This window comes from Streptococcus sp. 959 (assembly GCF_013277075.1).
Taxonomy (GTDB): Bacteria; Bacillota; Bacilli; order Lactobacillales; family Streptococcaceae; genus Streptococcus; species Streptococcus pseudopneumoniae_C.
The window spans coordinates 1-20075 of the sequence record NZ_VMMF01000027.1 but is presented as its reverse complement, the minus strand read 5'-3'; the positions used below and the strand labels follow the sequence as shown (position 1 = coordinate 20075).

Here is a 20075-nt window from a genome sequence, read left to right as displayed (position 1 = left end):
ATGTTTGTAAAAAAAAGAAAGATAGTTTAACCTATGAAAAAATCACTAAAAATTTTTGCGACATCCAAATGGTTTGACCTCTTCGGGGTTGCTTTGGTCGTTGGAATTGCGATTGCATCTGGTTACCTCAACTCACGCCTCGATAAATTTGTAGATTGGGGACCATGGACTGCTCTTGTTCCCTTTGGATTGATTTCCGTAACCAACGTTGGGATTTCCATGTTATCCACTCGTTTCACGGGAAAATTAAGCAAATGGGGAAATTACTTTGGTATTGTTAATACCATTTTATCTGGTACTATTGATTATATCCTTGGAAATAAGGCGGCCATTATCACCTATCCTGTCACCTTCCTCATTTACACCTTTGCTATCAAGAAATGGGAAGCTTCTCAGGAAGGCAGACCCAACCAAATGAGCCAAAAACAGGTAAAATTAGCGGCCATCATCATTTCCATCATCGCCTTCCTCTTTGCCTTTGTGACCAACTATATCGGCTATGGAGGAAAGATGAATCTCCTTGCCTACGTAACAACTATTGCCTTTGCACTGTCCCTCATTGCCAATGCTTTGAACGCATTGAAACTGACAACTCAGTGGGGCTTTTGGTTGATTTACAATTTCGTTCAGTTGACAAAGGCTGGCATTCAAGGAAACTTTGCCAATATCGGAAAATATATCTTTTATATCCTCAATGCAATCGGAGCTTTATTTGTCTGGAATGATGAAGAAGTGGAGCAATAGGAGGGAAATCAAATAAAGAAATCTAACAGAATCTCCTTACTAAAATTTTTTATCATTTTACTTGTAACTCCCATTCTTTTGGAGTACAATGAAGCTAGATAAAAGAGGGAGGTCTTGTCATGAAAAAACTCTTTAGAATCCATTTTACAGCAATTGCAGTCATCGATTTGCTACTATTGGCATTTTTTACTACTAGACCCGAGACCGTTTTCAACTGGCTCTTGCTCACTAGTTTTATTTTCCTCCTTGCTCAGGGACTCCTGCTATTTCGCTTACTTGTCCAACTCAAACATCAATTCGCTGAGATTTATCCTCAAATCAATAAAAAGATTCGCTTCTACTATTTAGGGGTTCTCTCCATTGATTTTCTATTTTTTGTCCTTTTAGCCTTCGTTAGTTCTCAGCGATTTCCCACTCTTATGCCAATCATCACTGCTTGCCATTCTACTTTTTATTATAGGACAGCGGACTACCTAAGAGAAAACTATCCTGACTTTTACAACAAACATATCTCTTTGTGGGAATGTCTCTAAGGAAAAGGAGGTCTTAGCATGAGAAAAATCATCTACACCAAGACCATTGAGCTCCTTGTCATTGATGGAATTATGCTGGCATTTTTGACATTTAAAGAGAGACTTACTTGGGATTGGATTTTAATTTATAGCGGTTGGCTCATTTTCTTTCATCCTGTGCTATTGACCTATCTTTCTAACCAGCTTTGTGACCACTTTAGTCACCTCTATTCCCAGATTAGACCAAGATTCTGGCGTTTTGCCTTACAAATCCTCCTATGGGATAGCCTGATCATTCTCTCCTTGATATGTTTAAATGGTATCCCACTTTTCCTTCAGGGAACTCTCCTCATCCTAGGACACCTCATCCCCTCCTATCGCATAAGCCAAAGCCTGAAAAGAGAGTTCCCAAAAGCCTATCAAGAACCGATTTCTTTTTGGAGCATTTTATGATAGATGAGAAAAACCAAGCCGGCTGGGCTTGGTTTTCTTATCTATTTTTAGTATCTAGGATAATGGTAACTGGTCCGTCATTGACCAGCTCAATCTGCATATCCGCTCCAAAGATGCCTGTCTGAACAGGCACTTCTTGCGCTAATGTTTGATTGAATGCATCATAGAAATCTGATGCCATATCAGGCTTGGCTGCCCCTGTAAAGGCTGGACGATTGCCTTTCTTGGTGTCCGCAAAGAGGGTAAACTGAGAAACAGAAAGGATTTGTCCTTCAATATCTTTGACAGATAGATTCATCTTGCCTTCTGCGTCTGAAAAAATACGCATATTAACCAGTTTTCTCACAGCATAGTCCAAATCTCCCTCTTGGTCCTCTGGTCCAACTCCAACCAGCAATAAGAGCCCCTGATTGATTTTCCCCTGCACCTGACCTTCGATACTGACTTGGGCTTTTTTAACCCGTTGGATAATGATTTTCATAATAGCCTTTCTAGTAAGAACTCAGACAATTAGCCGTTGGTCCGTTTGACAGAATAAACTTCTGGAACACTCTTAATCTTGTCCACAACCGTAGTCAATGTAGAGAGGTTGGCAATGCCGAAGGACACATGGATATTGGCAAATTTCATATCCTTGGTTGGTTGGGCGTTGACTGTCGAGATATTCTTGGTTGTGTTTGAGAGAACTTGCAGTACGTCGTTCAACAGTCCTGTACGGTTGAGGCCGTAGATATCGATATGGGCCATATACTCCTTATTTGAGCTAGAGTACTGGTCTTCCCATTCCACATCAAGAAGACGTTGCTCATAGTTTTCTTGAGCGCGCAGGTTCATACAGTCCACACGGTGAATAGCCACACCACGCCCCTTGGTAATATAACCGACAATATCGTCACCCGGCACTGGATTACAGCACTTGGCAATCCGCACGAGGAGACCTGATGCACCTTCAATGACCACACCCCCCTCATGCTTGACCTTGAGGGTTTCTTTATTTTCAACCTTGATCTCGCCACCTTTGACAAGCTCCTCTGCCTCAGCCTTGGCCTTGGCACGCTCTTCCTCACGGCGTTCCTTTTCAGTCAGACGGTTAAAGACGGTAATGGCACCGATTTCTCCAAAACCAATGGCCGCAAAGAGAGATTCTTCTGTCTTGTAGCTGGTCTTTTGCAGCACTTGATCCATGTGGCGCTTGTCCATGAATTTATTGGCTACATAGCCATTTTCTTGGAACTGGGCCATCAACATTTCACGCCCCTTGTTGACAGACAATTCCTTATCTTGGTTTTTAAAGAACTGACGAATCTTGTTACGCGCCTTGCTGGTCTTGACCATATTGAGCCAGTCACGGCTCGGTCCAAAGGAGTTGGGGTTGGTAACAATCTCAACCTGATCCCCTGTCTTGAGCTTGGTTGTCAGTGGAACCATACGGCCATTGACCTTGGCACCTGTCGCTTTTTCACCGACTTTAGTATGAATTTCGTAGGCAAAGTCAATCGGTCCTGAATCTTTTGGAAGAGAACGGACAGCTCCATCTGGGGTAAAGACGTAAATTTCCTCTGCCAGATAGTTTTCCTTAACAGAATCCACAAATTCCTTGGCATCATCAGCCTGGTCTTGGAGCTCCATCATCTCCTTGATCCAGTTCATCCCAATAGCCGATTCCTTGCTGTTAACCTGCCCCTTAACGCCTTTCTTATAAGCCCAGTGAGCCGCAACCCCGTACTCAGCCACCTCGTGCATGGCTTTAGTTCGAATCTGGAACTCAATCGGTCCTTTTGGCCCATAAACAGTCGTATGGATAGACTGGTAACCATTGGCCTTGCGGTTGGCGATATAGTCTTTAAAGCGACCAGGCATGGGTTTCCAAAGCTCATGCACATAACCAAGCATGGCATAAACATCACTTTGGGTATCCAAAATACAACGAATGGCAATCAGGTCATAGATTTCCTCAAACCGTTTTCTCTTATCCTGCATTTTGCGGAAAATCGAGTAAATATGCTTGGGACGACCGTAAATCTTCCCTTTCAAGTGACGATCTGTCGTATATTCCTCTAATTTTGTAACTACCTCATCCACCAAGGCTTCACGCTCCCTGCGCTTTTCCTTCATCATATGGGTAATCTTGTAAAACTCTGTCGGATTGAGATAACGGAAAGATAAGTCTTCCAACTCCCATTTGACACTGGAAATCCCCAAACGGTGGGCAAGCGGTGCATAGATTTCCATAGTTTCTTTGGAAATACGCTCCTGTTTGTCTTTTCGAAGGTGTTTAAGCGTCCGCATATTGTGCAAGCGGTCAGATAATTTGACCAAGATAACGCGGATGTCCTCAGACATAGCCATGAGCATCTTGCGGTGGTTTTCCGCTAATTGCTCCTCGATTGATTTGTACTCGACCTTACCGAGTTTGGTAACCCCATCGACAATCACTCGAACATCAGGTCCAAACTCTCTTTCCAAGTCATCCAAGGTCGCATCTGTATCTTCCACCACATCATGCAAGAAACCACAAGCTACCGTTACAGCATCCAGCTTGAGTTTGGCTAAAATACCTGCCACTTGGATAGGGTGAATGATATAAGGCTCGCCTGATTTGCGGTATTGACCACTGTGGCATTCAACAGCATAGACCAAGGCCTTATGGACAAAAGCAACATCTTCTTTTGATAAATATTTTTGCGTTAAAGCGACAACCTCATCGCCCGTTAAATTCACTTCTTTTGGCATCTCTACTCTCCAATTCTTCCTACCATTTTATCACTTTTTTAAGAATATGAAAACTAGATTGGAACAGAATAAGAAAAAAACATTTCAGAATTGCTTGACAATTCTGAAATGTTTTTTTATAATATGTTATACAGTTAGATTTTCTATTTAGGTGATAGAAGGAGAGATAGAAGAACGGAAACCATATTGTAATCTAAATATAATTTAACTCCCTATGCTTATCACTCTTTCATTCAAGTCAATATATTTGAATGACATCATTTTACAAAGGAGTATCCTATGAAAAAAATTGTACTAACACTATTAGGAGCTACTGCTCTATCCATTGCCGTTCCAATCAATGCTGCTGAAACCAATACAACAAATAACTTTGAAGGTCCTCGTTATGAGCGTATATATTCTCATAGTTATAGTAAAACAGTAACAAAATACTATAACGATGATGGTTACATCCCACCAACTATCTACTATTCAGAATATAATGATGGTTTCCATTCAACCTTCAAAGGAACACTTGAAATAGATAGTGTACGAAGATCAAACGGTGGAACTCGTGTCACATACACTGGTACCTTAACTGGATTTTGGAATTAAAAATCCTCAAGATACTTTCTTTTATCCTTTAGTTTATAAGGAGAACACCTATGAAAAAAACTGCTATTTCTATCTTTGCTCTCCTAGTGTTAGGAGTTAGCTGTTTGTTCCTATTCAGCCAGCAAGGCTATAAAAAAACAGTCGTTCAATACTATGCTAACGACCAGAACCTGCCCAATAGGATAACTTATAGTGAATATAGTGATAAACGAGAAGCCAACTACGGTGGCACTCTAAACATCACATCTATCAAACAAGCTAATGACGGAGTTTATGCAACCTATGAAGGGCAATTGACACCTCTCCAATATTGATAAATTGATAACCAGCCTGTCTTCATCCAGTCATGCTGGTTTTTAAGTTCATTTTAAATCCTTACTTATTCTTCCTAACTGTGCTATACTTAATTTAGTACATTCTTTGAGATTGGAGCTAATATGAAAATCCATAAAACCGTGAATCCTGTTGCCTATGAAAACACCTATTACCTAGAAGGCGAAAATCATCTCATCGTTGTCGATCCTGGTAGCCATTGGGAAGCTATTCGCAAGACCATCGAGAAGATCAACAAACCTATCTGCGCTATTCTCCTGACCCACGCCCATTATGACCATATCATGAGTCTGGACTTGGTTCGCGAGATTTTTGGCAATCCTCCTGTCTATATCGCAGAGAGTGAAGCCAGCTGGCTCTATACTCCTGTTGATAATCTCTCTGGGCTTCCTCGCCACGATGATATGGAAGATGTAGTCGCAAAACCTGCAGAACACACTTTTATCTTTCACGAAGAATACCAACTGGAGGAATTTCGTTTCACTGTCTTGCCAACACCAGGACATTCTATCGGTGGTGTTTCTATCGTCTTTCCGCAAGCTCATTTGGTCTTGACAGGTGATGCTCTGTTCCGTGAAACAATCGGACGGACGGATCTTCCAACTGGTAGCATGGAACAACTCCTCCATAGTATTCAGACTCAACTTTTCACTCTACCAAACTATGATGTTTATCCAGGGCATGGTCCAGCTACTACTATCGCTCACGAAAAAACTTTCAATCCTTTTTTCTAGCAAGATGATGATATATATCGCAATTTAAGTAAACTATCCAGCAAATCTTTCTATTACAAAAGGCACCCTATCAAGGTTTTCACACCTGATTGGATGCCTTTTTTCTGATGACTAGATTTTTTGCATTACCAAATAATCACGCGCTCTTCTGGTGAACGCCACATACCGTCGCCTTCTTTGACATCATAGGTTGTAAAGAAATCATCGAAGTTTGGTACTTGTACATTGACACGGAGTTTGGCTGGCGCGTGCACATCGACGCTAGCCAAAAGTTTCATAAATTCTGGACGACCTTTCATGCGCCAGATGCGACCAAAGTTGTAGAAGAACTCTTCTGCTGAGAAGTCTGGTTCTCGCTTAGCTGCTTCAAGCGCTGCAGCGATTCCTCCCAAGTCAGCCACGTTTTCTGACACAGTCAATTTACCGTTAATGGTTGCTCCATAAGAATCTTGTCCATCAAACTGGTCAATGACTTTTTGTGTTTTCTCCTTGAAGGCAGCATAGTCGCTCTCTGTCCACCAATCCTTGAGGCTACCATTTTCATCAAAGGATGCTCCGTTGGTATCAAAGGCGTGGGAAATTTCATGAGCAATAACTGCACCAATCCCACCGTAATTAGCAGAAGATGACTGGTGCAAGTCATAGAAAGGTGCCTGTAAAATAGCAGCTGGGAAGACAATTAGATTCTTCTGTGGATTGTAGTAAGCATTGACCATATGAGCAGGCATGCCCCATTCCTTGTAGTCAACAGGTTGGTTCCACTTGCTCCAACTGTGTTTGATTTCCACACGCGCAAAGGCTAGAGCATTGTCAAAAAGACTAGCAGTCTCATCCACCACCTTATCCTTGTAACGTTCTGGTAATTCTTCTGGGTAACCAATATAAGGCTTGATGACATTGAGTTTGACGATGGCTTTGTCACGAGTTTCAGGAGTTAGCCAGTCATTTTTAGCCAAACGTTCCTTATAGACATCAATCATAGTTGCCACTTTTTTCTCCACGTCTGCCTTGGCTTCTGGAGAGAATTTTTCATGGGCATACCAGAGACCCAAGGCTTGTTTGAAAGGACCTTGTGCTAGCTGGTAGGCTGCCTTGACCTTATCTTTGGCTTCTGGAACTCCAGAAAGCGCACGGCTATAGGCACCAGATAGGACACGGATTTCTTCTGTTAAATAGCTGGTTGAGAGATTCACAACACTTAAAATTAAGTTTGCCTTGAGGAGAGGCCATGCCTCTTCACTATAGAATTGGTCTGCTGCTTGCCAGAAACGTTCCTCGTCTACGATAACCTTGTCTGGTACTTGTCCAAGAACGGCTTGGAAGAAGTCATCCAGAGGTAGGGCAGGCGCAAATTTCTTGAAATCTTCATATGCATATGGATGGTAGAGTTTAGCATATTCTGAACTTTCTTCATTAGAGAGCACCACTGCCGCAATTCGGCGATCCAATTCTAGTCTTTTCTCTAGCAAGTCTTCAATTTCTGCATCAGAGAAATCATAAGCCTTGAGAAGTTTTGCGCTAGTTTCTTTCCAAAGAGTCAAGAGCTCTTCGCGCTGAGGATGGTCTTCAGCATAGTAGGTCGTATCTGGCAGAATTGTGCTTGGAGCACTAGCCCATAGAACATTGATTCTAGCATCCATAAAGTCTGGCGATACACCAAAAGGAAGGAAGTTCGGTTTTCCTGCAAGTTCAAACTCTGCTAGTCTAGCTGTAAAATCCGCAAAAGTCTCTAATTCTTGGAATACTTTAAGGAGTGGTAAGACAGGTTTGATACCGTCAGCTTCTCTCTTGTCAAAATCGCGAACTAGGCGGTGGTATTTGACAAAGTTTGCCAAGATAGTATCCTCAGGCACCTCTTCTCCTGCCAACCACTTGTCTGTTGTCGCCAGCATCAGGTCTTCAATTTCCTGATCTAAATCAACAAAACCTCCCGTTTGAGACTTATCTACTGGGATTTCAGCTGTCTTCTGCCATTCTCCATTGATTGCATCATAAAAATCATCTTGATAACGTGTCATCGTGTTCTCGCTTTCATTTGTACTTGTTTTTAGCTTAACAAAAATTACCTTGGAATGCAATTAAAAATGAACTTTCCTTTTCCATCATTTTTCAGTTATTATTTTAATTTTTTTAAAAATTAACTTGACTTAATTTTTTTTTTAATGTATATTAAGAGGCAGGAGGAATACAAGTTTATGATACGTATCGAAAACCTTAGTGTCTCCTACAAAGAAACGTTGGCACTTAAGGATATTTCACTAGTGCTCCAAGGACCAACAATTACCGGAATCATTGGTCCAAACGGTGCTGGGAAATCAACATTATTAAAAGGTATGCTGGGAATTATCCCACATCAAGGTCAGGCATTTCTCGATGACAAGGAAGTTAAAAAATCCTTACACCGAATTGCCTATGTCGAACAAAAAATCAATATCGACTACAACTTTCCCATCAAGGTCAAGGAATGTGTCTCGTTAGGACTCTTTCCCTCTATCCCTCTCTTTCACAGTTTAAAGGCTAAACATTGGAAGAAAGTGCAAGAAGCCCTTGAAATCGTCGGTCTAGCTGACTATGCTGAACGGCAAATCAGTCAACTGTCTGGAGGTCAATTCCAGCGGGTCTTGATTGCCAGATGTTTGGTGCAGGAAGCCGACTATATCCTCTTGGATGAACCCTTTGTTGGGATTGACTCTGTCAGTGAGGAAATCATCATGAATACGCTGAGAGATCTGAAAAAAGCTGGGAAGACGGTTCTCATCGTCCACCATGACCTCAGCAAGGTTCCCCACTACTTCGATCAAGTCTTACTTGTCAATCGAGAAGTGATCGCCTTTGGTCCGACCAAAGAAACCTTTACCGAAACCAATCTCAAAGAAGCTTACGGTAATCGACTCTTTTTCAATGGAGGTGACCTATGATTGCAGAATTTATCGATGGATTACAAAAATTCCATTTCTTACAAAATGCCTTGATAACAGCCATTGTCGTCGGGGTCGTAGCTGGAGCTGTAGGATGTTTCATCATCCTACGCGGGATGTCACTCATGGGAGATGCCATTTCACATGCTGTCTTGCCAGGTGTAGCCCTCTCCTTCATCTTGGGCCTTGACTTCTTTATCGGAGCCATTGTCTTTGGATTGCTAGCTGCTATCATCATTACCTACATCAAGGGAAACTCGATTATCAAAAGCGATACCGCCATCGGCATTACCTTTTCTTCTTTCTTAGCCCTCGGTATCATCTTGATTAGTGTCGCTAAAAGTTCAACTGACCTTTTCCATATCCTTTTTGGTAATATCCTAGCCGTCCAAGATACGGATATGTTTATTACTATCGGTGTTGGGGCAGTCATTCTCTTGTTAATCTGGATTTTCTTCAAGCAACTCTTGATAACTTCCTTTGATGAACTCTTGGCCAAAGCCATGGGAATGCCTGTCAATTTCTATCACTACCTTCTCATGGTACTCCTGACTCTCGTGTCTGTGACAGCCATGCAAAGTGTCGGAACTATCCTGATTGTAGCCATGCTGATTACCCCAGCTGCAACTGCTTATCTTTATGCTAATAGCCTGAAAAGCATGATTTTCCTTTCCTCAACCTTTGGAGCTACAGCTTCAGTTTTGGGACTCTTTATCGGTTATAGCTTTAACGTTGCGGCAGGTTCTAGTATCGTGCTTACAGCCGCTAGTTTCTTTCTCATTAGCTTCTTTATCGCTCCAAAACAACGATATTTGAAACTGAAAAATAAACATTTGTTAAAATAAGGGGTAAAGCCCCAATAAATTGGAGGATCTAATGAAAAAATTAGGTACATTGTTGGTTCTTTTTCTTTCCGCCATTGTTCTCGTAGCATGTGCTAGTGGAAAAAAAGATGCAGCTTCTGGTCAAAAACTAAAAGTTGTTGCCACAAACTCAATCATCGCTGATATTACTAAAAATATTGCTGGTGACAAGATTGATCTTCACAGTATCGTTCCTGTTGGTCAAGACCCACACGAATACGAACCACTACCTGAAGACGTCAAGAAAACTTCTCAAGCTGATTTGATTTTCTACAACGGTATCAACCTTGAAACTGGTGGCAATGCTTGGTTTACAAAATTGGTAGAAAATGCCAAGAAAACTGAAAACAAAGACTACTTTGCAGTCAGCGAAGGCGTTGATGTTATCTACCTTGAAGGTCAAAACGAAAAAGGCAAAGAAGACCCACACGCTTGGCTCAACCTTGAAAACGGTATGATCTTTGCTAAAAATATCGCAAAACAATTGAGCGCTAAAGACCCTAGCAACAAGGAATTCTACGAAAAAAATCTCAAAGAATATACTGATAAGCTAGACAAACTTGACAAGGAAGCTAAAGAGAAATTTAACAACATCCCTGCTGAGAAGAAATTGATCGTAACCAGCGAAGGATGCTTCAAATACTTCTCTAAAGCCTACGGTGTCCCAAGTGCCTACATCTGGGAAATCAACACTGAAGAAGAAGGAACTCCTGACCAAATCAAGACCTTGGTTGAAAAACTTCGCCAAACAAAAACTCCTTCACTCTTTGTAGAATCAAGTGTGGATGACCGTCCAATGAAGACTGTTTCACAAGACACAAACATCCCAATCTACGCACAAATCTTTACTGACTCTATCGCAGAACAAGGTAAAGAAGGCGACAGCTACTACAACATGATGAAATACAACCTTGACAAGATTGCTGAAGGATTGGCAAAATAATACTCTTCGAAAATCTCTTCAAACCACATCAGCTTTATCTGCAACCTCAAAGCTGTGCTTTGAGCAACCTGCGGCTAGCTTCCTAGTTTGCTCTTTGATTTTCATTGAGTATAAGCCTCTGAAAAACGTCATTCTCACATGAGCTGGCGTTTTTTCTATACCCATATTTCCGGTCAAATCATTGGAAAATTCTAACCGTTTCAGCTAAAATGGAAGAAAAAAGATTGGAGTATCCTATGGTAACTTTTCTCGGAAATCCTGTAAGCTTTACAGGTAAACAACTACAAGTCGGCGACAAGGCACTTGATTTTTCTCTCACTACAACAGACCTTTCTAAAAAATCTCTAGCTGATTTTGATGGCAAGAAAAAAGTCTTGAGTGTCGTGCCTTCTATCGATACAGGTATCTGTTCAACTCAAACGCGTCGTTTTAATGAAGAATTGGCTGGACTGGATAATACAGTTGTCTTGACTGTTTCCATGGACCTCCCTTTTGCCCAAAAACGTTGGTGCGGTGCTGAAGGTATTGAAAATGCCATCATGCTCTCAGACTATTTCGACCATTCCTTTGGACGTGATTATGCCCTCTTAATCAATGAGTGGCATCTATTGGCACGCGCAGTCTTTGTCCTCGATACTGACAATACGATTCGCTATGTTGAATACGTGGATAATATCAACTCTGAACCAAACTTCGAAGCCGCAATTGCAGCTGCTAAAGCCCTATAGAAAAAATCCTCTGTCACAAAGAGTTCCCTACTCTTTGAAACGGAGGATTTTTCTTATTCTTTAATTATTGTTTATTTTGAAATGAATCCTTCAAAATCTTTTAGTTGAAAATTATATTTTTCAGTGAGTAACACATTATCCACTGCAACATCTTCTCCCAATGGGTAAATATTTCTTTTGAAACAGTTGTAGGAGGAAAATCTCTCCTACACTATTATTGATTCTGATAGAAAATTGCAAAATATCATCTACCAAACTTTCAATTATTAAGATTTTTTACAGTTTATCTGAATTAGAATCGCAAGGCTTCTCAATAATATAATTGTCGAATTTTTCAATCTAACTTCCTCTCCACTATTTCTTCCTTTATCAAGAAAAAGTTACCTCAATATTAATAAAGTACAATTCTAAATTAACTCCAATTATTGATTCATGATAATATTTCAGTAACTCATCGTGCAATTAAAAACAAGGATTTTTATTTCAGACAATCCATCGTGAACACTTCATCAGCCATCTCCCAAATTGCCGGATTATGTGTTGCGATAATGATTAGCCTATTATCATCTCGAAGAGATAGCAAAATCTCCATAATCAACTGAGAGGTTGCTGGGTCTATTGAAGCTGTTGGCTCATCTGCCAGAATAAGGGGTGGATTCTTTAAGATAACTTTTGCCAAGGCAACCCGTTGCGATTCTCCGCCCGATAACTCAAAGATGCGCTTATCTAGGTCAAGATAAGCCAGGCCGACCTGTTCTAAAGCCTGCTTCTGCCTCAACCGCTGTTCCGACCGACTCAACTTTTGACCAATGAGACCTAGCTTAAGGTTTTCTTCAATACTTTGGTTTTCAATTAAGCCAAAGTTCTGGAAGAGGTAGCCCAATTCGTGACGGAAAAAATCACTCGATTTATAATTGGCCAAGTCTTTACCTCGGTAAAAAATCGTGCCATCATAAGATTCTAATTTCCCAATCATGTTCATCAAGGTTGTTTTTCCGCTACCACTTGAACCAATTAAGGCATAGACTTTTCCAGCCTCAAATGTTATTGAAAGATTCGAAAATAACTCTCGTTCTCCAAAAGATTTACTCACCCGTTTAAGTTCAATCATATTAACCTCCCTTCAAAACAAGCATGGACATCTTGTTTTCTTTCTGCATTTGGACATGTAACTGTAAAAGAGATAGACCAGTGAAGAGTAACAAGACTAAGAAAGCAACTCCTATCTCTACCATAAGAAATACACTCGCAACAAACCCCAGTAAAAACACACACAGTTGAGCAAAGAGATAAGTGCGATGGATTTCTAAGAACCTGAGACCTGCAATGCGTTTGATAAAAATAGCACGTCTAAATTCTTCAAAGTAGAGCCTATTCATAGTGTTAAACAACAAGATTGAAGTTGCAATCCCAAGCACAGCTCCTGCTAGCATTACCCAACGTTCCCTCTGGATATTATCCGATAATGTGATGTAGTTGTGGTAACCTGTTTGCATTTCTGAGACCCAATTTTCAATGCCTTGTCTCTGGATAAGCTCCTGGGCATCAGACAATTGATTAAAGAGAACGTAGTTCTGTACTGCGTCTACCCAAAACACAATGGACTGTGGACCAGTTGATTGGGGTGTTATAACAATGATGATTGGATCTTTCAAAAACTGCTGGTAAGAAATAGGGGTCGTATTATACACAAAACGATCATGACCTGATTCCAAATAACCTACCGTAGCAGTCATTTGCTGTCGTTCATCTTTACTAGATATGCGACTGGTTAAGTCGTCTTCAAAAACAGATTTATAATGTTCTTCCTCTGAACGGAGGTGTTCAGGCAGCAATAAGACAAACTCCCCTACATCAAGGTGATTCATCTTTTGCTCAATAGTTGTATCTACAGGAATGTTTTGACGCTCCAAGTATTGCGGTGTGACGATAAGGACATTGCCATTCGGGTTGTAATCGTGCCATTCTGTAGAGGTTATCAAGTTTTTGGAGGAAGCCATGCCATTTTGCAAAGTACGGTCAATTAACTGGTGTCTAGATAAGAAAGCCTTTTGTTCTGAAACAGCCAGATCCATCAATTGATACCAAGTTCTGAGTTTCCTTTGAGCTTGTTCATCAAAACCAGGACTCGTTCCTTCACGGCTGATTGATAGGGTAATCAGTTGCCTTTCCTGGCTCCAAGCCTCTTGTCCAATCCGATACTGTTGCCAAGCTTGGGAATACTTTAAGCTACTCCCTATTCCCAGCGTTACAATAATAATCGCTAATAGTTGACCGATTAAAATCAAACTAATGATTCCTCTGACAGGCACTTGCCCTTTTATAATCTGCATCAGGTGTATCTTTTTTATCCCAACTGCGAAGAGTTGAGCGAAAAACAGGGAGATCGACAACAAGATGAGATTATAACTGAGCAAGCCTTCTCCTATGGTCATTAGGAATTGCGTTGGAAGCGACAGAATTTTTTGCATAAGAATGGCGAGCACGCCAGCTAAACTGAAACCAACAGCTATCCCTTTCAAATCCTCACCAACTGGTCTAAGGAAAATGGACCACCGTTTCTCTCCTGAAATGAGGCGAATGCCCGACGACCGTAATTGGCTAATTTGACTAATTAAAGTCAGTGCTCCAAAGGTTAAGATGAAAATCAATAAACCGATTAACTGAAATCCGTTACTAAAGATAGCCATTAACGTAGATAGTTTAGATGGAATTATCAGGTGCATGTTAGTCAAGCCAAGTTGACTTAGCTCCTCTCTTAGCAAGTGAATATCTAGGTTTCCATCGAATACAAAATAGTTTGTTTCAACACCACTACTTTGAGCATCTTCTAGATTTTTTTCCTGTAGCCCATCAGGCAACTTTCCGTTCCCAAAGGTCGTATAAGAAAACACTGGAGTACCTTCTAAGTTAGGATCCTGGTGTTGAATCGCAATAAAGCTATCCGTTTCTTCTGCTAGTTTTTCCAAGCGTGTAGCAACATGCTGAAAAGTTGTTTCAGGGGAAGAATCACGTACAACAACGTTGGGGTAATAATGGGAGACATATGTATCAGTCCAAATGGTAAATACCCAAACAAAGAACAAACTAGCAAGCAGGTTGGATATGAGTATAAATAATTTTTTCATAGTGCATTCCTTATTCTAAAATAGAGGGCAGAAATACCCCTGTCCTCTATAAACTAACAAGCTTACTAAACTATTGATAAAAGAATCTTCTTCAATTATTCTTTACCATCCCGCATCAAATCTAAATTTTAACATATTATTACTCCTCTAAATGAAATATTATGAAAATGAGCGAAATGCAACTACATATTTTAATTAGAAATCTCAGTCTGAATTATAGTATCCTATTTTTTCCTCCTTTCTAACTGCACGTTCCTTTCTACAGGCAGAGACCTAATTTTATAAACTAATCTTAAATACTTTAGATTTTGTAACTCATAATTTTCAACAGCTGGTTAGCTATGAAAGCATTTTATCAAACATCTCCATTCTTATATCTATCTGGTATTGTTACAAGCTCTCATAAGAATACCTTTCTCTAAATAGTTGAATTTTAAAGTAATACGAAATCAATCAGCCTTCCCAACATCAAGACCATTGGACTTCTTTTGTGATTGCACTCGAATCTCCAATTGCTTATTCTTCTGAATGAATTGTTGTTAAGGAATTGTATTACTAAACATAAAAACACCTAGTAATGCAAATGTAACTAATTTTTTAATTCCACGTTTTTTTCTCATGCAATGAAACCCCTTTCTGTTTCCTTGTTTTTATTTTAACAGATATATTTTATTTAGCCAAGCGTTTTTATGTATTTTTTTAATTTTTTTATTTTTTATTACCATATAGAATTATTTATTTCTTTAACTTGATATTTTGAACTAAAAATTTTATAATGAAATTAAGCAAATAGGAAGGATTATTATCTTTAATGAATACACTCGCAGAGAAATTCAGATTGAAAAGAAAAGAGTTGAGACTCTCCCAACAAACTCTTGCAGAAGGAATTTGTGAACAAAGCCAGATTAGTAAAATTGAGAGAGGGCATTTCATTCCCTCCGCAGACCTTTTGTTCAAACTCTCACAACGACTTGAAGTGCCATTAGATTATTTTTTTAATGAACAAATTGAAATTAAATCTAATCTCTCTAATTTCAAGCAATTATCTGCTCGACTATTAGATGACAGAAATTATGACAATTTGGAATATATTTATAGAATAGAGATTGAACGAAGTACTTTTCTAACACTAGAAGACCGAACTTACCTTGAATGGATTAAAGCTATTATTGACTTCTATCAATATGACAGTAAGTGTGAGGCAATTTCTTCATTGGAAAATATATTATTAAAAGTCTCCTCAAATACTCTGATTTATTTAAAGGCATTGAATACTCTATCTAATTTCTATTCCTTAGTGGGTCGTGAAGAAGATTATGAAGCAAACTACTCTCATTTGATGAAGTTATATCAGACAAAAAATTTTGAGCATCAAGAGTTTTTATTTGGCTACATCAGAGTTCGTTACAACTACGCTCACTACCTAGTGTCAAAGGAAAAATATAACGAAGCCATCCAAGAAGCTCTTGAGACGATTGAACTCTGTAAACAAAGACAGACAAGCTACCAACTGGCTTCTCTACTTATTCTTGTAGGAAATGCTGGAGCCAAATTTCTAGACAAAGAACAAGTCAAAAATTATTATATAGAAGCAAGAGAATTATGTAAGATTTATAACAATCCTTTAATGTTGATGAAGATAGAAAATTATTTGAAGGAATTAGATACTGTTTAGTTAATCTTGACATTATAGTTTTTCTGAAACGTTAAATAACCTGTAAGGCTGATAGTGAAATTAATACTATCAGCCTTATAATTATGTGACTATTAGTCCGTCTCGCTCCGTTAGGTGCGAGACAAAAAAACCACCCGCTATGCGGGTGGTCATGATTTACGAGTAAATTCAAGTTCGATCTGATAAAAACAACTAAATTACTCTACAGATTTCAAGGCTTCAAGCATATCAACCTTTCTCAGATGGCGATTAACAAGGAAACCAAGCAAGGTTAAAATGGTGCTTACTGCTACCACTGGGATTACATAGACTTCCCAACCTACCTGCGGATAAAAGAGAATAGTCGCAGGCGAAATCATTTGAATCAAAAATTGGTGTAAATAGAAACCAGCTACCAAACCAAGTACGATTCCCACAAGAGACAGCACAATCGTCTCACGGTAAATATAGAGGGTGACTTCATTATTATGAAAACCGAGAACCTTGATAGTGGAGAGTTCACGGATTCTTTCAGCTACGTTTATATTGGTCAGATTGTAGAGGATAACAATAGCCAACAGAACCGAAACGATGACCAAGATGGTCATGGTCTGATTGAGTGAACTAGCGACGGAGTCAAAGAGCCGAATGGCTGAAGCATTCTGGACAACGCTGGACACCGCAGATTGATTCATAAGTAAGCCAGCCTGTCTTTCGATACTAGTAGCACTGGTATCTCTTAACGAGACCAGATAAGTGTTGGCTTGGGGTAGCTGTCCGTAAATTTGCTCATAGCTAGCCTGACTCATATAAATAAAGTGGCCAACGTAGTTCTCAGTAATAGCAGCGACCGTTAGTTCCTTACCTTCAATTTCTAGAGTCTGTCCAACCTTGACACCTGCCAGCTGGGCAAGTTTAGCTGTAATAACGACACCATCTTTTAATGTCAGCTCCTGCTGATGATTTTGCAGATGAATAAAGGGAGTCAAATCTTCCTTCTCTGTCCTCATAAGGGTAATGGTCTGAAGACCAGCCTTACCTTTGAAATCCTTGTCTAGCGTTTTAGAATAGATTTTCTGATAAGCTTGGATATCCTGCCCTTTCAACACTTCTTCCAACTCTGCCTTGTCTTGATTGGTCCCACTAGGGTTTTCAGAGACAATCATCTGATACTGTTGGATTTGTTGAAACTGTCTAGACGGAACTCCTGCTACAGAGGATTGGATTCCCAAACCTGCAAAGAGAAGGGCTACAGAACCTGCCACACCAAAGATCGTCATCAACATCCGCTGCTTATAACGGAAGATATTGCGAGCTGTTACCTTATGAGTAAAACTGAGACGATGCCAAATAAAACCGATGCGCTCTAGTAAGATTTTAGCTCCTTTAACAGGAGGTTTAGGCAGTAAAAGCTGGGCAGCTTCGTCATGAAGTTCCCTACGAGCTACCAAGTAGGCTGGTAACACACTCGCCAACCAACTCAAAGCAAGAGCCAGTAAGCTATAGGTCCAATAGAACTGAATCTGGGTTTCTCCCACCACCATGCCTTTTGTAATGACACTTGAAATCACACTGGCTAGTAAATAATGGCCAAGTATACTACCTAGAGCTGTTCCGACAGTCCCAGCTACTAGACCATAGAGGAGAAATTTAGCAATAATATCCTTACTGCGATAGCCCAAGGCCTTAAAAATTCCAGCATGTGTTCGCTCTTCATCCACAAAGCGAGTCATGGTTGTAAAGGTCACCATGGCCGCTACGGTATAAAGCACTACAGGAAAGATATTTCCCACTGCTCGAATACTGGCTGAAGCATTACTATACATGAGATAGCCCTGACCACCTGGCAGGGTCTGACGATTATAGACCTGATACCTTGGCTCCGCCAAATCATCCAAAACTTGCTGATGTTTTTCTAATTTTTCCTTTTCTTGGGCTAAATTTTGTTCAGCTTGCTTTAGTCTATCCTCTTCCTTGCCCAATTCCTGCTTGGCTTGGGTAAGTTGAGCACTGGCCTGCTCTCTCTGAACTTGAGGAAGCAAGGCTAGTTGACTTTCCTGAGCTTGTAAACGAGCTCTAGCAGTTGCTAAACGACGCTTGCCTTCCTGCAAATTATCCTCAGCCTTATCAAGGGTCTCTTGGCCCTTGTCTAGAGACTCTTGTCCTTCTTTTTTCAAGAGTTGCAGACGTGCCTTGCCATTATCTGACAAAGCTTGTTCTAGGTCTTCCTGATGCTGTTTAGATTTTTCTTCATAAGCTGCTGAAAAAGAATTTAATCCTGACAAATCTTGATATTTCAAACGAGCTATATTGTAGACTTTCTGATTAAACTGACTAGGTAAAATAACCCCATAGGCTGTCAGAGTCCCACTTCCACTTCCTGCGTAGCCCATATCTCGCTGAGAGAGGATTTCAGCTGAATCCACAAAACCAGTAATGGTATAGGTGTGATCTTTTAAAGAGGAATGACTATCTTCTTTTTCTTTAAAGCTAATCTCCTGTCCCACACGATATTGGCCCTGCAAATGACTGGCCAAAGCAATTTCCTGTCCTGTCTGAGGAAGTCGCCCCTCTCTTAGCTGAAAGGTTGAAATTCGCTCTGGTCTGGAGTACAGTCGAATGGCATCCTCCCCATTATCCATAGTCACATCTGTCAAATAGCCAAACTCAACCTCTGCGCCCTCTATCTGTTCTAGTTCTTCTTGATCTGCTTGATCCAAACCATAGTTAGACATAACTGACAAATCCAGGGTTTGAGCAGTTGTTAAATAAGCATTAGCTGTCGCCTCCATATTAGGGCTGGTTACTTTGAGACCTACTAGAGCTAGAGACCCCAACATCATCAAGGTCAAGATGGATAAAAAACGCCCCTTGGAGCCTGTGAAGGACTGAATCAAGTCCTTCCAATAGTTTTTTCGCTTGATCATGCTAGTACTCCAATGTATCAATATCCTGAGGTTTCTGGTTGAACACCACATCCTTGACACTAGCATCGTGCATATGAATCACGCGATCAGCAATGGGCGCCAAAGCTCCATTGTGAGTCACGATGATTACCGTCGCTCCCTTTTGACGAGACATGTCTTGGAGAATCTTCAAGACTTGCTTGCCTGTCTGATAGTCCAAGGCTCCAGTCGGTTCATCACAAAGGAGAATTTTAGGATTTTTGGCTACTGCACGTGCAATGGAGACTCGCTGTTGCTCCCCTCCAGAAAGCTGGGCTGGAAAGTTATTGAGACGATGAGCCAGGCTTACATCTGTCAAGACCTGCTCAGGATCCAAGGCATCTGTCACAATTTCTGAGGCCAATTCCACATTTTCCTTAGCTGTCAGATTGGACACTAGATTATAAAACTGAAAAACAAAACCGACATCATTTCTACGGTAATTAGTTCTCTGGTGGGAATTGTAGTCGGCAATATTGACACCATCAATCCAAATCTCCCCTTCATCATTGGTATCCATTCCCCCAAGAAGGTTAAGAACCGTTGACTTGCCTGCACCAGACGCACCTAGAATAATAACCAATTCACCCTTTTCAATTTCAAAATTCACATCACGATTGGCCACAATCTCCGTGTCCCCAACCTGATAACGCTTGTAACAGTGTTTCATCTCAATATAAGCCATATCATTTTCTCTTTCTTTCATATTTAATATCATTATATCGCTTTTTCAAGTCGTTGAAAACTGGGAACAAAAACAAAAAGCCTAGAAATTAAGGCTCTATAATATTTG

The 20075-nt window shown here is 40.3% G+C and carries 18 protein-coding genes and 2 pseudogenes; 11 read left to right on the top strand and 9 right to left on the bottom strand.

Annotated features, from left to right (window positions below):
* Nucleotides 1-33 precede the first annotated feature (33 nt).
* The 3 genes from HT717_RS08260 (at nucleotide 34) to HT717_RS08250 (ending at nucleotide 1709) form a co-directional block, all read left to right on the top strand.
* Nucleotides 34-744, top strand: coding sequence for a nicotinamide mononucleotide transporter (locus tag HT717_RS08260; protein ID WP_000749117.1), 711 nt, complete (start codon nucleotides 34-36; stop codon nucleotides 742-744).
* Nucleotides 745-863: 119 nt separating this feature from the next.
* Nucleotides 864-1277 (top strand): hypothetical protein, encoded by a 414-nt coding sequence (locus tag HT717_RS08255; protein WP_173304969.1) that lies wholly within the window; start codon nucleotides 864-866, stop codon nucleotides 1275-1277.
* Nucleotides 1278-1295: 18 nt separating this feature from the next.
* Nucleotides 1296-1709, top strand: coding sequence for a hypothetical protein (locus HT717_RS08250; protein WP_173304967.1), 414 nt, complete (start codon nucleotides 1296-1298; stop codon nucleotides 1707-1709).
* 37 nt (nucleotides 1710-1746) lie between these two features.
* Here the strand turns inward: HT717_RS08250 and dtd are convergent, their stop codons facing one another.
* Together dtd and HT717_RS08240 are read right to left on the bottom strand one after the other, a co-directional pair.
* Complete coding sequence (dtd, locus tag HT717_RS08245; protein WP_173304965.1) at nucleotides 1747-2190, bottom strand: D-aminoacyl-tRNA deacylase; 444 nt, start codon at nucleotides 2188-2190, stop codon at nucleotides 1747-1749.
* A 29-nt stretch (nucleotides 2191-2219) separates the two neighbouring features.
* Entirely contained in the window at nucleotides 2220-4442 is a 2223-nt protein-coding gene (locus tag HT717_RS08240; RefSeq protein ID WP_173304963.1) for a bifunctional (p)ppGpp synthetase/guanosine-3',5'-bis(diphosphate) 3'-pyrophosphohydrolase, read from the bottom strand.
* Nucleotides 4443-4721: 279 nt separating this feature from the next.
* On the opposite strand from HT717_RS08240, the gene HT717_RS08235 reads away from it, so the two are divergent.
* From HT717_RS08235 to HT717_RS08225, 3 genes are all read left to right on the top strand, one after another.
* Nucleotides 4722-5036: a hypothetical protein gene (locus HT717_RS08235; protein WP_101782547.1), complete on the top strand. Its 315-nt coding sequence runs from the start codon at nucleotides 4722-4724 to the stop codon at nucleotides 5034-5036.
* A 50-nt stretch (nucleotides 5037-5086) separates the two neighbouring features.
* A complete protein-coding gene (locus HT717_RS08230; protein ID WP_153193151.1) occupies nucleotides 5087-5350 on the top strand; it encodes a hypothetical protein in 264 nt (87 codons plus the stop codon).
* 123 nt (nucleotides 5351-5473) lie between these two features.
* Complete coding sequence (locus HT717_RS08225; protein WP_173304961.1) at nucleotides 5474-6103, top strand: MBL fold metallo-hydrolase; 630 nt, start codon at nucleotides 5474-5476, stop codon at nucleotides 6101-6103.
* 125 nt (nucleotides 6104-6228) lie between these two features.
* On the opposite strand, the gene pepO is transcribed toward HT717_RS08225, so the two are convergent.
* Nucleotides 6229-8121, bottom strand: coding sequence for an endopeptidase PepO (pepO, locus tag HT717_RS08220; RefSeq protein WP_173304959.1), 1893 nt, complete (start codon nucleotides 8119-8121; stop codon nucleotides 6229-6231).
* A 177-nt stretch (nucleotides 8122-8298) separates the two neighbouring features.
* Here pepO and HT717_RS08215 point away from each other — a divergent pair, with 177 nt between their 5' ends.
* The 4 genes from HT717_RS08215 to tpx all read left to right on the top strand — a co-directional run bounded on the left by HT717_RS08215 (nucleotide 8299) and on the right by tpx (nucleotide 11555).
* A complete protein-coding gene (locus HT717_RS08215; RefSeq protein WP_173304957.1) occupies nucleotides 8299-9021 on the top strand; it encodes a metal ABC transporter ATP-binding protein in 723 nt (240 codons plus the stop codon).
* Nucleotides 9018-9866, top strand: coding sequence for a metal ABC transporter permease (locus HT717_RS08210; RefSeq protein ID WP_173304955.1), 849 nt, complete (start codon nucleotides 9018-9020; stop codon nucleotides 9864-9866). Before HT717_RS08215 ends, HT717_RS08210 begins: the two co-directional genes overlap by 4 nt.
* Nucleotides 9867-9897: 31 nt before the next feature.
* Complete coding sequence (psaA, locus tag HT717_RS08205) at nucleotides 9898-10827, top strand: metal ABC transporter substrate-binding lipoprotein/adhesin PsaA (RefSeq protein WP_033682181.1); 930 nt, start codon at nucleotides 9898-9900, stop codon at nucleotides 10825-10827.
* 236 nt (nucleotides 10828-11063) lie between these two features.
* The gene (gene tpx / locus HT717_RS08200) at nucleotides 11064-11555 is read left to right on the top strand and encodes a thiol peroxidase (protein WP_000256026.1); all 492 of its coding nucleotides are present in this window, start codon (nucleotides 11064-11066) and stop codon (nucleotides 11553-11555) included.
* Nucleotides 11556-11735: 180 nt separating this feature from the next.
* On the opposite strand, the pseudogene HT717_RS09970 reads toward tpx, so the two are convergent.
* From HT717_RS09970 to HT717_RS10070, 4 genes and pseudogenes are all read right to left on the bottom strand, one after another.
* Nucleotides 11736-11894: pseudogene (locus HT717_RS09970) on the bottom strand (competence protein ComA); the annotation flags it as partial.
* Nucleotides 11895-12033: 139 nt separating this feature from the next.
* Complete coding sequence (locus HT717_RS08190) at nucleotides 12034-12666, bottom strand: ABC transporter ATP-binding protein (RefSeq protein WP_173304953.1); 633 nt, start codon at nucleotides 12664-12666, stop codon at nucleotides 12034-12036.
* 1 nt (nucleotide 12667) lies between these two features.
* Nucleotides 12668-14683: a DUF1430 domain-containing protein gene (locus HT717_RS08185; protein WP_173304951.1), complete on the bottom strand. Its 2016-nt coding sequence runs from the start codon at nucleotides 14681-14683 to the stop codon at nucleotides 12668-12670.
* A 449-nt stretch (nucleotides 14684-15132) separates the two neighbouring features.
* A pseudogene (locus HT717_RS10070) lies at nucleotides 15133-15303 on the bottom strand (PhrA family quorum-sensing system peptide).
* A gap of 191 nt (nucleotides 15304-15494) precedes the next feature.
* On the opposite strand from HT717_RS10070, the gene HT717_RS08180 reads away from it, so the two are divergent.
* Nucleotides 15495-16358 (top strand): helix-turn-helix transcriptional regulator, encoded by an 864-nt coding sequence (locus HT717_RS08180; RefSeq protein WP_173304949.1) that lies wholly within the window; start codon nucleotides 15495-15497, stop codon nucleotides 16356-16358.
* 197 nt (nucleotides 16359-16555) lie between these two features.
* Here HT717_RS08180 and HT717_RS08175 read toward each other — a convergent pair whose 3' ends face one another.
* A complete protein-coding gene (locus HT717_RS08175; protein ID WP_173304948.1) occupies nucleotides 16556-19264 on the bottom strand; it encodes an FtsX-like permease family protein in 2709 nt (902 codons plus the stop codon).
* A 1-nt stretch (nucleotide 19265) separates the two neighbouring features.
* Entirely contained in the window at nucleotides 19266-19967 is a 702-nt protein-coding gene (locus HT717_RS08170) for an ABC transporter ATP-binding protein (protein WP_061759297.1), read from the bottom strand.
* Nucleotides 19968-20075: the final 108 nt, after the last annotated feature.

Bases quoted from the DNA above. Each gene is read 5' to 3' on its own strand.
- HT717_RS08240 (WP_173304963.1), bottom strand. From the start codon at position 4,442: ATGCCAAAAGAAGTGAATTTAACGGGCGATGAGGTTGTCGCTTTAACG.
- HT717_RS08170 (WP_061759297.1), bottom strand. From the start codon at position 19,967: ATGGCTTATATTGAGATGAAACACTGTTACAAGCGTTATCAGGTTGGG.
- HT717_RS08235 (WP_101782547.1), top strand. From the start codon at position 4,722: ATGAAAAAAATTGTACTAACACTATTAGGAGCTACTGCTCTATCCATT.
- HT717_RS08210 (WP_173304955.1), top strand. From the start codon at position 9,018: ATGATTGCAGAATTTATCGATGGATTACAAAAATTCCATTTCTTACAA.
- HT717_RS08230 (WP_153193151.1), top strand. From the start codon at position 5,087: ATGAAAAAAACTGCTATTTCTATCTTTGCTCTCCTAGTGTTAGGAGTT.
- HT717_RS08225 (WP_173304961.1), top strand. From the start codon at position 5,474: ATGAAAATCCATAAAACCGTGAATCCTGTTGCCTATGAAAACACCTAT.
- HT717_RS08255 (WP_173304969.1), top strand. From the start codon at position 864: ATGAAAAAACTCTTTAGAATCCATTTTACAGCAATTGCAGTCATCGAT.
- HT717_RS08185 (WP_173304951.1), bottom strand. From the start codon at position 14,683: ATGAAAAAATTATTTATACTCATATCCAACCTGCTTGCTAGTTTGTTC.
- pepO (WP_173304959.1), bottom strand. From the start codon at position 8,121: ATGACACGTTATCAAGATGATTTTTATGATGCAATCAATGGAGAATGG.
- psaA (WP_033682181.1), top strand. From the start codon at position 9,898: ATGAAAAAATTAGGTACATTGTTGGTTCTTTTTCTTTCCGCCATTGTT.
- HT717_RS08175 (WP_173304948.1), bottom strand. From the start codon at position 19,264: ATGATCAAGCGAAAAAACTATTGGAAGGACTTGATTCAGTCCTTCACA.
- HT717_RS08180 (WP_173304949.1), top strand. From the start codon at position 15,495: ATGAATACACTCGCAGAGAAATTCAGATTGAAAAGAAAAGAGTTGAGA.
- dtd (WP_173304965.1), bottom strand. From the start codon at position 2,190: ATGAAAATCATTATCCAACGGGTTAAAAAAGCCCAAGTCAGTATCGAA.
- HT717_RS08190 (WP_173304953.1), bottom strand. From the start codon at position 12,666: ATGATTGAACTTAAACGGGTGAGTAAATCTTTTGGAGAACGAGAGTTA.
- HT717_RS08215 (WP_173304957.1), top strand. From the start codon at position 8,299: ATGATACGTATCGAAAACCTTAGTGTCTCCTACAAAGAAACGTTGGCA.
- tpx (WP_000256026.1), top strand. From the start codon at position 11,064: ATGGTAACTTTTCTCGGAAATCCTGTAAGCTTTACAGGTAAACAACTA.
- HT717_RS08250 (WP_173304967.1), top strand. From the start codon at position 1,296: ATGAGAAAAATCATCTACACCAAGACCATTGAGCTCCTTGTCATTGAT.
- HT717_RS08260 (WP_000749117.1), top strand. From the start codon at position 34: ATGAAAAAATCACTAAAAATTTTTGCGACATCCAAATGGTTTGACCTC.